The organism is Paraburkholderia lacunae (genome assembly GCF_003353175.1).
Lineage (GTDB): Bacteria > Pseudomonadota > Gammaproteobacteria > Burkholderiales > Burkholderiaceae > Paraburkholderia > Paraburkholderia lacunae.
In genome coordinates this window covers 28821-39581 of record NZ_QHKS01000045.1, presented here as the reverse complement: position 1 = coordinate 39581, position 10761 = coordinate 28821, and the positions used below count along the sequence as shown (strand labels likewise).

The window sequence follows — 10761 nt, the reverse complement described above, 5'->3', positions numbered from 1 at the left end:
ACATGGCCGACTCCGAAATCTCGCAACGGACCGACCAGCATGCCAGCGTTCAAAAACACGACATTTCTATCTAGCTAGAACACGACATTTACATAAAGCCGCTACACCAGTCCTGTTGATAATTTATCTTATGTCAAATATAGAATGCACCCCGTTTTAGCAACCCACCGACTGCCCGGACTCCGCTGCCCGCGCAGTGTCTCCGAAAGCATGGATCGTGGCGCATCCCTTCTTTTTGTCGCACATAGTATCGTTCCCGGACGATGCCGCGCGGCCAGCGCAGCTCACAGCCGATTGCCAGCCCTAAGGGGCGAACCGCAGTACTTTGCATCGACTTACAGCCCGGCGGCACTATGAAAGAAAATGTATTGACGTTCATGGACCTATCCCGATGGGCCGCCGCACTTCTAGTCGTGGTGAACCATGCCAGGAGCCTGATCCTGGTGGACTTCGGCGGCGTGCAAAATAAAAGTGTTTTCAGCAAAGTCCTGTATCTGGCAACGGGGCTCGGCCATGAAGCCGTCGTGATCTTCTTCGTCATCAGCGGCTTTCTCGTCGGTGGCTTGACACTTGAACGCTGGCAATTTAGAGGACCTGACATTCGCACCTACGCATCGGCGCGCGTGAGCCGGATCTACACGACGTTGATACCCGCGCTGATTATCGGAGCCGCACTCGATTTCATAGGGTTGCGCTGGTTTAATTCCAGCACGATCTACACCTCTGTTTCCCAATACCACATTGCCTCAATCAACTACACGATTGTTTCCGCGATGACGTTGCCGACGTTCATCGGCAATCTGTTCATGATGCAAGGCACGCTGACGCAACCGCTCGGCAGCAACGGAGCGTTATGGAGTCTCGCGTACGAATGGTGGTATTACTGCATCTTTGCGTGCACCGCCGCGGCGATGACAGGTAGCGGCAACAAGCGCTTCGCTTATCTCATGGCGGCGCTCCTGATTGCGATGCTGTTGCCCGCCAAGCTGGTGCTTTGGGGCTTGATCTGGGTTGTGGGCATCGTGACCCATCGCTGGATCAAATCTACGGCATGGCGTCCGGCGCCGATCGTCGGCATCGGGTGCTTCATCGCCGCGCTCACGGCGTCCCGGCTGAGCCATAACGTGGCGGCATTCGAGACCAATCTGCCCGGGTCGTTCCTGCGCGACTTCGTATTGGGCATCTGCTATGCGACTGCGCTCGCGAGTTCGAGCCGGTTGAGTCGACCAATGCGCTTTGCGCGGTGGCATCAGGAGCTTGCGCGGTTCTCCTATACCACTTACCTCTTCCACCTTCCCGCGCTACTGTTCATTTGCGCCGCCGCCTATCAGGTTGCAGGATTGCCGTTCCCGCAGCAACCACACCTTGCAGGCATCGGCTATCTGCTCGGCGCCATACTGCTTGCTTACGCTTACTGCCTGGCAATGTCGACGGTGACAGAACGCTACACATCGAACGTACGGCAAAGACTTGATGCACTCGTCGGATGGGCGTCGCCGCGCATCCGACCATCGCGCGCGCCGGAGGCTTGATCCGGCTTGGTCCGATTTGACAGCCCTGTCATACACCGTGCACCGCCTTCGTGATATGACATGGCGCTTACTTGCACGCGTGCCTTCGGCCTTTTGAACGAAGACAGTGAGCGAAGTTTCCCGAACTAATGCCGTGACATCTATCGGTCAGCCACCTTCTCAGGGAGAGCGATATGGCTCCAGGCGCATTCCGGTTTTTTCTTGCAACGGTGGTTCTGGCCTTTCATTACAGTAGTTTCGGCGTAGGCCATACGCCCGTTTACCTGTTCTTCGCATTGAGCGGTTATTGGGTCTATTCCATGTGGCAGAACAAATACGAATCGACGCGCGCCCCTTACATGACGTTCGTGATCTCACGAATCTGGCGGCTCGCACCGGTTTTCCTGCTTTGCAGCCTGAGCGCGCTGGCGATCGCGACGATCTTGCCGCACATTGTGCAGCCCAAAGTACCATTCGCCCCTGTCGACGCGCTGGCGTGGCTGTCGAGCTTCGTGCTCCTCGGCTACAACACGGCCAGCGGGACGCCTCTCGTGCCCGCCTGGTCGCTCGATGTGGAACTGCAGTTTTATTTCGTAGCGCCGCTCATCATCGTCCTGCTGCAGAAGCGGCCAGTGCTTCTCGTGGGCGTTTGCCTCCTGGCGAGCATCGCCTCGATCGTGATGTTTTACGATCGCGCGTTCATGTCATATCTTCCGTGGTTCGTGTCAGGCATTCTTGCGGCCAAATACCCTGCCATACGGCCGACCAGACCGGTCGCCATGGGGTCCGCTGCACATACGCTGTTGGTCATTGCGGTATTCGCCTGCGTGCCCGCGTTGCGCCCCGTATTGTTCGGCGGCGCCCATCACTCACCCCTTTACGTCGCCTACAATCCAATCCTCAATATCGGCCTTGCAGTCCTTGCGCTGCCGTTTGCCTTCAGCACGGTAACCATGCGTAGCGGCTGGTTCGACCGCTTTCTCTCAGACGCGTCATACTCGCTCTATCTCGTGCACTGGTTGCCGTTGCTGTTCGTCTCACACTACGCGACGCATCTGAGCAGCCTGCCGTCGCCGAGGCGGGCACTCGCGACGGTGCCCCTCATCGTCCTTTCCTTTGCAATGTCCGCCGCCATGACGCAGTTTGTCGACAGGCCATGCAGCCGCATGCGCGAACGGTTCGTCAGGCTACGCCGCACCGACAACGAACCGGCGCCGGTGGGCGTGACCTACTAGAAAGAAGGTGCGGCACCGCGCGACGAGCTGGTGACGGCGCACGTATGACGCGCGCGGTCCGTGCGCTGGCGCAACGCACGCCCCTATTTCGTCGCCGCGACGAAACGGAAGCGACCCCACAAATTTGGCGTCAACTCGGCCTCGCCAGGCAAATCGCTGAGCAATCCGCTTGCCTTGTTGGCCCAGTACGCGCGTTGCAAAGTCTGGAATCCGTTGCCGCGCAACACGCCGACATCGCCGGAGATCACAGTGCCTGGCGTAACCGAGAGGTTCAGCACTTTCAGCGGCACGTCGATTTTGTACAGCACTTCCTGCGGCGCGCCAGTGCCCGCTGTTCGATCACGCGTCACCGAAACCGCGCCCTTCTCGCTGACATCGTCCATTCGATCAAAACGAATGGTCCGCAGCGCAGAGCTGAATGTGACCGGCGTGGGTCCGCGCGGCGATGCAACCGGCCGATACAACATCGCCACGATTTGACCGTGCGCACGCGACACTACCAGCCGCTCGTCACCCGCAACAGCAACCGTGCGTTCCGCTGACGCACCGGGATCGGTGCCGAGCATGAGATCGATGCCGCCTCCCGTCGTAAACAGGTTTTGTAGCGACTCGCCGCTGTTGTTGAGCAGGTCCGCGTCGTCCGTCTTGATCGCAATGAGAAGACGGCCTCCGAAAACAGCCAGCGCTGCGCGGGTTTCAATGCTGGTATGCCTCCAGTCGCCGGATTGCACGTTACGCGTGTCGATCTTCGCCCACTGAGTGTCGGCGTTCGGCCACATTGCCGCGTCGGCGCCTGGAGCTGTCGGGGTTGCACGATATTCGACGTCGAGCAACGCCGCTTGAGTGCCGGGCTGATATGCATTCGTAGCCTGCCGTTGCGCGGCAACCAGTTCGCTCGCACTCACCGTCAATGGCAAATCCGGCAGACGCCGCACGCCCGCGAGGCCAACAATCCTCAACAGAGGTGAAGTGGAACCCGCCTGGAGAAATACCGCACCGTCGGCGGTTCGCGTCAGCATGGGATGGAAACACTCGTATTGCAGACTGGTGGCGCTCAGATCCATTCCTCTGACGGCCTGCCTGGGTGGCGCGGCGGTGGCCAGACGCGCGTCCTTGAAAAGCGTCGCGACGAAGAGCCCGTCAATCGTGAACAGATAGACGTTTCCTTCGTTGCCGTTGATCGCCCAAAGTTGTCCGGCATCCGATGGAGACGGGGCATCGATCGGATTGCCCAGCACGCGCGTGGTGCCCACGAGTTCGCCCGGTCGTTCCGGCACCGCGGCCGCATGGGACGCATGCAGCCCCGGCCAGACACTCGGATACGACCACATTGGCACGCCGTTGCGGGTGCCCCCAAGACTTTGCGGTGCGAACGGTGCGGGAGGCGTTGTGAATACGGCCCATCCGCCGCGCCCTAAGAGCACTTGGCCGCCACCGGAACTCACTGGCGGTTGCATGTTGCCGGCGAGTACTTTCGCATGCGCGATGTCGTAGATGGGCACGCTCCGAGGCGTGAGCCCGACCGCCGGAATCACCATGGCGACGTCGCCCGCGTAAGCAATCGCGAGAGACAGGTCGTCCAGTACCGTGACGTTGCCGACAAACGGCTTATTCCCCTTTGTCCCGCCCTTGGGGGTGAGGAACGAGACCTCCTCCGGGGCGACGCGCCCATCGCCGTTCACGTCGCGCCAGACGAAGATCAGCGGGTCCGCTTGCGGGTCGATCCCCTTCGGCATCCGTGCACGCATCGCTGCTGAGTTGAATGCGGGCAAGAGCTTTGCAGCGCTATCGAGCGTGCTGCCGGCGGCCGCTGCCGGTCGCGCCACCTTGTCTTTGCCGATATGCCACAGAACGACGCTCGGCCGCCCTGTCACCTCGGCACTATGGGCGTTCGTCAGATAAAGCTCGCCGTCGCGATACAACGGATACTCGGGCATTCCGCCGGTGCCGGTGCCCACCAGACCGGTCGCGTCATCCTCGGCACGATAGTAGATTGCATCAGGCACACCCGAGCCGGCTTGCCAGTCCAACTTGAACCCCATCGCACCTGCTTCGTCCGCATAAAAGAAGCGCGTCCTGTCGCGTGGATCAAGCGCCCCGCTACCGCCGTATCGCGGCGGACCGTAAAACGCCTGAACGAAACGTCCCGTGGCTGCGTCCCACACGCTCACCCGCTTGGGCGTCTTGTCGTTCTCCGCCACCCAGAGCCTGCTGGCACTATCGATGGTGATCCCAGCCGGATGGTTCATATGTCCCGGATCGTACACACCGGTCGCCGGCGCTCCCGGATGGCCGATCACGCGCACATGCGCGCCGTCCGGCGAGAAGACCTTGACCTGGTGGCTTCGCCCCAAGTCGCTCACGTAGATCTTGCCGCTCGAATCCAGAGTGACGGCCTGAGGATCTTCGAGACCGGTGGCCACGACACGCTGCGGCGACGATACCTCGAGGGCGTCGCCATAGTTCACGTCAAAGCGCACAAGCTGCTTTCCAGAAAGCGCGAGAAGCCGCCCGCGCCCATCGAAAGCGAGTCCCCGGGGATCGACCAGCGGCGTCGTCTGCAGAACGCGATGATGTACGGCATCGATAAACAGAAGCTGGGCAGCGCCACGCAATGCGACGACCACCAGACCGTTGTACGCCGCAAGACCCGCCACCGCCTCTGATCGTTCAGGATACGACGGGTCCACGTCGGGGCGCGTCGGCGTCGCGGGCAACTGGATCTGGTAGGCGGGTTGCAGAACGGACACGTCCTCGCCCGTGCCAAGCCGGGCGTCTGCCGGCGCGGCGTGCTGTCCATCTTTCGACAGCAACGCATTCAGGCGTAATTCGCCAACCTTGCCATTGTGCTGGTCACCGCTCCATGACGATGCGGCATAGGCGTACACGCCAGCGACAGGGTGTGGGCCTATGTCGCGAGCCAGTTGCGCGGCGCCGGTCCACACGCCCCCGAGCCACATTTGCCCCCACACTTTCCGGCCGGAAGGGTCGAGCCATGCAAGACCGCTGCCGCCCTCGGACACATAGCTGCCTACAAGGATCTGGCCTGTGGAAGCATTCGGGGTAGCTGGGCGCTCCGGGGCGGCACCTGATGGTACGAACAGCACCGCACTGGGTGCCGAGTGGTTCGCCAGCCACTCGCTGCTGCGATCCTCCGTCTTCCACGGAGGCCGTCCGTCGTCGTACGGGTTGAATTCGTATTGAACCTTGATTGCCGGACGAACCAGTCCTCTCACGCGGTAAGTGCCGGGCGCGACGAGCCGCCCGGGAATGTGATATTGCCCGTGCGCGGCCGCGTCGGTGTCGCGTGCGAGGTCATCGAGTCCATCCCACCACGCGGTATTGCTGCCGGCGGGAAAAGCCTCTTCACTCACGAGATTACGAACGCGTGTACCGTCCGGCTTCTCTATAACGAGCGTGACATACCCGGACTGCGGTATCGAAAAATGTATTGCGATCGGCGGATGAGGCGCCGGCTTTACAGCCTCCGCCGCCGACGCAACTCCATGCGTCAGGTACAAGCCGGCCACGCACAGGGCAGCGAATCGAACCAGGCTCATTTGAAAAGCCGCTGATACCGCGTGCTATATCGCAAGTCGGTGTTTCTTCGGCCAACCGGTTTTGCCGGAACGCCAGCCACAATATCAAAGGGTTTCACGGAGCGTGTCACCACCGCACCGGCAGCCACGACCGCGCCCTCTCCTATCGTGACGCCTGGCATGATGACCGCGTTAAGCCCGATCCACGCAAAATCGCCCACTGCCACACCCTGCTCATATCCGGCGAAGTGTTCACTATTCGGATCGTGCGACGCGGTGAGAATCGTCGCGCGAGAACTGACGGACACATTGCGTCCGAGCACGATGCCGCCCCGGGTGTCCATTCGCGCGAATTCGTTCACGACAGAGTTCTCTCCTATCACGAAGCCTTTTCGCGCATCGAATGTCACTCCCATCAAGACGGCTGACGAGTCCGCCACATCGAACTTCATGATCTTCCGGTACCAGTTTCTCCGCACAAAATGAAAGGGCACCTTGTTGGCAATGAAGTTGTTCAGGAAGATAATCAATTCACTGATGAAATATCTCATTTCATTCTCCCGAAGTGAATCGTTGCCGATATGACGTACACACAGATCGACACAACCGGACTAATCGAAGAGAAGATGACGACCCGCGAGATCGAGTCGATCGACATGAAGCCAAGCAACACTGCCTGGCACCCCAAAGTCACGACGACCTGGATCCAGGACGGCGAAATCCACGCCCTCGACATGTTCAACGAGTACAGCAGCCCCTCGATCACATAGAGCGAAGCTGACGCGAGGATCAACAGCAACTCGCTGTTCAGTCCGCTGTATTTGCCGCCCAATATGTCCAGCATGAACTCAGGAAACAGCAGAGCCGTACCGAGGAACACGGCGACGATGCACAGGAACAACGACACATAAAGCAGGTATTTGCGCCGCATCTCCGCCTTGTTCCTCAACACGGAAAAACGGGGCATCAGGATGTTCGAGAACACTGACTGTGCGACGAGCAGCAAGGCCGAAATGCGGCCCAGCGCGCCGAGTTGGGCGACCTGGGTCGAGCTGCCAAAATAACCCAACAAAAAGACGTTCAATTGTCCCTGAATGCAGAAATAAATCGACGCCGGCGCCTGCCTTCTTGCCACGCGCGAGAACTCCTGCTTGACCTCCGAGAGTACATATCCGTCGTCCGTGTTCGACAGTTCATAGTGCCGTCTGATCTGATAGGTCTGGAATGCCATTGCAATCAGTGCGGCCGCGAGCGCCGTCACCGCACGAGGCGAAATTAGAATGAGGGAAAGAATGGCCAGTCGCAGCAACGCTCCGGAGATGGTCATTCTCTGCAGCACACCGAGGCTTTGCTCCAGTTTCGGCAGCACCGCCATCAAGTCGAAGTTCAACTGGAAATACGTGATCAGGACCACGAGTCCCATGATGCACACCGACATTGCCGCCGAAGACTGAGATCGGGTCAGCAGCACAAGCCCGGCTGCGAAGATAAGGAGCCCGAAAGCGATGAAGAATTTCGTCCGGGTCTGGAACGCCACGACAAAAACGCTGTTGATCTTCGCCCTATCCGGCCACAACCGCCCGGCCACGCTCATCAGCGCGGCGCCGACGCCAATGTCGCTGAGCACACTGCCGGCGCCGAGCAACGTGACCGCAATCGTGTACCAGGCGTACTCCTGAATCGACAGCGTTCGGACCACCCATATGCCGCATAGGAAGTTGATGCCCTGAAGCAATGCTTCGCGCGAGAAAAATTTGGCAAGAAACACATACATCCCGCCGGTTTTCTGAACTGCGGGCTGACATACGGCTAGCGTGCCGTCAGCCCTTGCTTCTGTGGAGGTGTCAGGGGTTTGAGTCATATGGAGAGCGTTCCGCTGTGAGGCACGATCAAAGACATTGCAACTCTCCCGTCACGCCCGGGTCCGGAATCGGCAGACACCCGAAGCAATCGGTATCTTCGCGTACGTCTGGTCATCGCGAATGTTCGCTCGCCCACCCTGCCCCCCGAGATCGGGTTCGATGTGCGGAGCGCTTGACCAATCAATCCTGTTCCACAGTCGCGATCAATTCCCGGATCATTCGATCCACGTTGTACCGTGCGACATTTTCGAGTCCGGCGTTCCTCATGCCTTCGAAGTCGGCCGACGCAATTGTCGCGGCCGCGCGCACTGTATCGTCAGGGTCGATATATTGCGCAGCTGTTCCGCCCACTTCCTGCATCGGGCCCACGTCCGAAGCAAACACCGGACAGCCACACGCCTGCGCCTCGATCACCGGCCAACCAAATCCTTCGTTACGCGACGTGAAGATGAAACCCTGGGAGCCCGAATACAGCGCGTTCAGCAATTCCATCGGTGCGTTCTGGAAGAAGTGGACTCTCGAGCGCAATGCCGCTTGCGTCATGATCTCGCTCATTTCCAGGTTCGGCGGGGGGCCGACGAACATGAGATGGGCATCGGCGAATGCTGGGGACTTCAAAAGCTCGACAAAGATCCGCACCACGGCCGCCCGGTTCTTTCTCGGATGATCGGATCCCACATGAAGGAAATAGGTCGTCATGCGTAAAACACCGAATCCGTAGGCATCGAGCACGTCGCGCCAGTCAGGATCATGGGCGAACTTGCTGTGCAGAGCCTGGCGGATGACCGTGGTTCTGTCGGTCAGATCGGGACGCAACTCGATCAGGTCGGAGCGCGTGAAATCCGAGACGCAAATGATCTTTTGCGCCCGCGCTATGCCTCGCAATATCAGCGCCTGAAAGACCTTCCCGGTCGGACTGGTGCGCCAGCCACCGATTAATCCGCGTGCAGCCCGAATCGCGATAACGTCATGGCAAGTAATGCTGGTTTTCTTCGGCGGCAGCCAGAAGAGATACATTCCATTTGAATGGTCGCATATATGCGTCCGGTCGAAACGTTTGGCCCGCCGGCTTAGGAACAGCGGGAAAATAATGAACTTGTCGACGTATGCCACCCATTTCGACACACCCACAGGCTCTTTGGAACGAGACAGCAGCACGGATTTCGGCGCCGTCAACTCGACGTCGACACCCGCGTCACGACAACCCTGCAACAACATCTGCGCATAGGCCTGCATGCTTTTGATGTCATCCGCTGGATAGTTTCCTACTAGAAGAAGCTTCATTTCGATACCTCCGCTGCATAGCGATAGACCACGGTCCGCGCGGGAACTGCCGGGCGAATGGAACACAAAGCAAGGCCGAGGACGATGTAGCCGAAGGCATTCGCACTCACTTGCCCGCTGACAGGCCACGACGACATGCCGTAAGCCGCGGTCGCCCAAAGCATCGACGGCAGCGTTTCACCGAGCCGTGTCAATCGACCGACGCTTTTTGCCAGACCGAAGCTGAAGATCGTGCATTTGATCAATAACCATGCAACGCCGACGAGGCCCATTTCCAGCAACACCCTGGCCGGTTCCGACTCCGCAAGTTCGAATGTCCGTTCGCCCGTCAGTAGGACAGAGCCGGCGTTCGTGCCGGCTCCCAGGCCGTGGCCGATGAAGTTCATGTCCTTGAGCGCGGCCGGTTCGCCGAGGAGTTCCGTTTCCACGCGACCGAGAACGTCCTCCTCGGCGGCCGCGTTCGTGAAGCGTTCCTGGGTCGCCACAAGCGCATCGCTGAAAACAAATAAGGTCGCTGTGAGCGCTGCGGCTGCAATCAAGGCTTTAGCCAGCGAGAAAATCAGCGCTTTTCCCGATTTCGCCCCGACGACACTGCCGACAGTCTGGATGGCAAGCAAAGCGCCAAAGAACATGATCGACGCTCGAGATCCGCTGATGAGCGTCCCGATCGAAACAGCGAAGAAGGCCACCAGCGCGAACCACTTGCGCCTGTAGAGACGCATACCGTTCCACACGGTACTCATTGCAAACGGCGCAACTGCAGCGATAAAGCAGGCGTAGCCCATCGTAAAAGTGAAAGTTCCACTCACCCGGACAATGTTGGTCGATACCCGGAATATCTCCTCCTCGTCGGTATCGGGTTGCACGTTTAGCGCTGACGACGGCGGCAAGAAATGCTGTAGCACGGCGAGTGGCATCATCAGCACGCTCAGCACGATCATCAGCCTGATGATCCTGATCACCTCATTTGCTGAGAGCGAGCAGGCCATCGCAAGGGCGAACCATAAATACAGGAGCCAGAATCTAAGGCCCAGAAAATACAGAACCACCGGCCCCTGGACAACGACGAGCTGCAATGCCCCCCAGATGACAACACAGAATGACCAGAGCACGAGGCACTGGCTTAGCATCGGCATTGCTCGAAAGCGGTGCTGCATGGCCGCGCGCAAGACGAGCGTCAACGCCGCCAGGTCGCGGCAAGCCAACAAGGGGCTGGTGAGAGCGGGCAAAAACCATTTTCGGGCTGCGCCCTCGCAGACCGCCACGAGGATAACGAACACAACCAGCTTGAACTCCAGGCTCAAGGGTTGGCTCGACTGGCGCACGGAAG

Annotated in this window: 7 protein-coding genes; 2 read left to right on the top strand and 5 right to left on the bottom strand. The window is 59.5% G+C overall.

Annotated features, from left to right (window positions below; all coding sequences use genetic code 11):
* Positions 1 to 263 precede the first annotated feature (263 nt).
* Positions 264 to 1532, top strand: coding sequence for an acyltransferase family protein (locus tag DLM46_RS36150; RefSeq protein ID WP_115109260.1), 1269 nt, complete (start codon positions 264 to 266; stop codon positions 1530 to 1532).
* Positions 1533 to 1705: 173 nt separating this feature from the next.
* On the top strand, positions 1706 to 2746 hold the full coding sequence (locus DLM46_RS36145; protein ID WP_115109258.1) for an acyltransferase family protein: 1041 nt from the start codon (positions 1706 to 1708) through the stop codon (positions 2744 to 2746).
* A gap of 83 nt (positions 2747 to 2829) precedes the next feature.
* On the opposite strand, the gene DLM46_RS36140 is transcribed toward DLM46_RS36145, so the two are convergent.
* The 5 genes from DLM46_RS36140 to DLM46_RS36120 form a co-directional block, all read right to left on the bottom strand.
* Entirely contained in the window at positions 2830 to 6306 is a 3477-nt protein-coding gene (locus DLM46_RS36140; RefSeq protein WP_115109255.1) for an NHL repeat-containing protein, read from the bottom strand.
* The gene (locus tag DLM46_RS41400) at positions 6303 to 6836 is read right to left on the bottom strand and encodes an acyltransferase (RefSeq protein WP_165848146.1); all 534 of its coding nucleotides are present in this window, start codon (positions 6834 to 6836) and stop codon (positions 6303 to 6305) included. The genes DLM46_RS36140 and DLM46_RS41400 overlap by 4 nt, the downstream gene beginning before the upstream one ends.
* Complete coding sequence (locus DLM46_RS36130; RefSeq protein ID WP_133300439.1) at positions 6833 to 8146, bottom strand: lipopolysaccharide biosynthesis protein; 1314 nt, start codon at positions 8144 to 8146, stop codon at positions 6833 to 6835. Before DLM46_RS36130 ends, DLM46_RS41400 begins: the two co-directional genes overlap by 4 nt.
* 181 nt (positions 8147 to 8327) lie before the next feature.
* Complete coding sequence (locus DLM46_RS36125; RefSeq protein WP_115109251.1) at positions 8328 to 9431, bottom strand: glycosyltransferase family 4 protein; 1104 nt, start codon at positions 9429 to 9431, stop codon at positions 8328 to 8330.
* Entirely contained in the window at positions 9428 to 10735 is a 1308-nt protein-coding gene (locus DLM46_RS36120) for a hypothetical protein (protein ID WP_115109248.1), read from the bottom strand. Before DLM46_RS36120 ends, DLM46_RS36125 begins: the two co-directional genes overlap by 4 nt.
* Between the last annotated feature and the right edge of the window lie 26 nt (positions 10736 to 10761).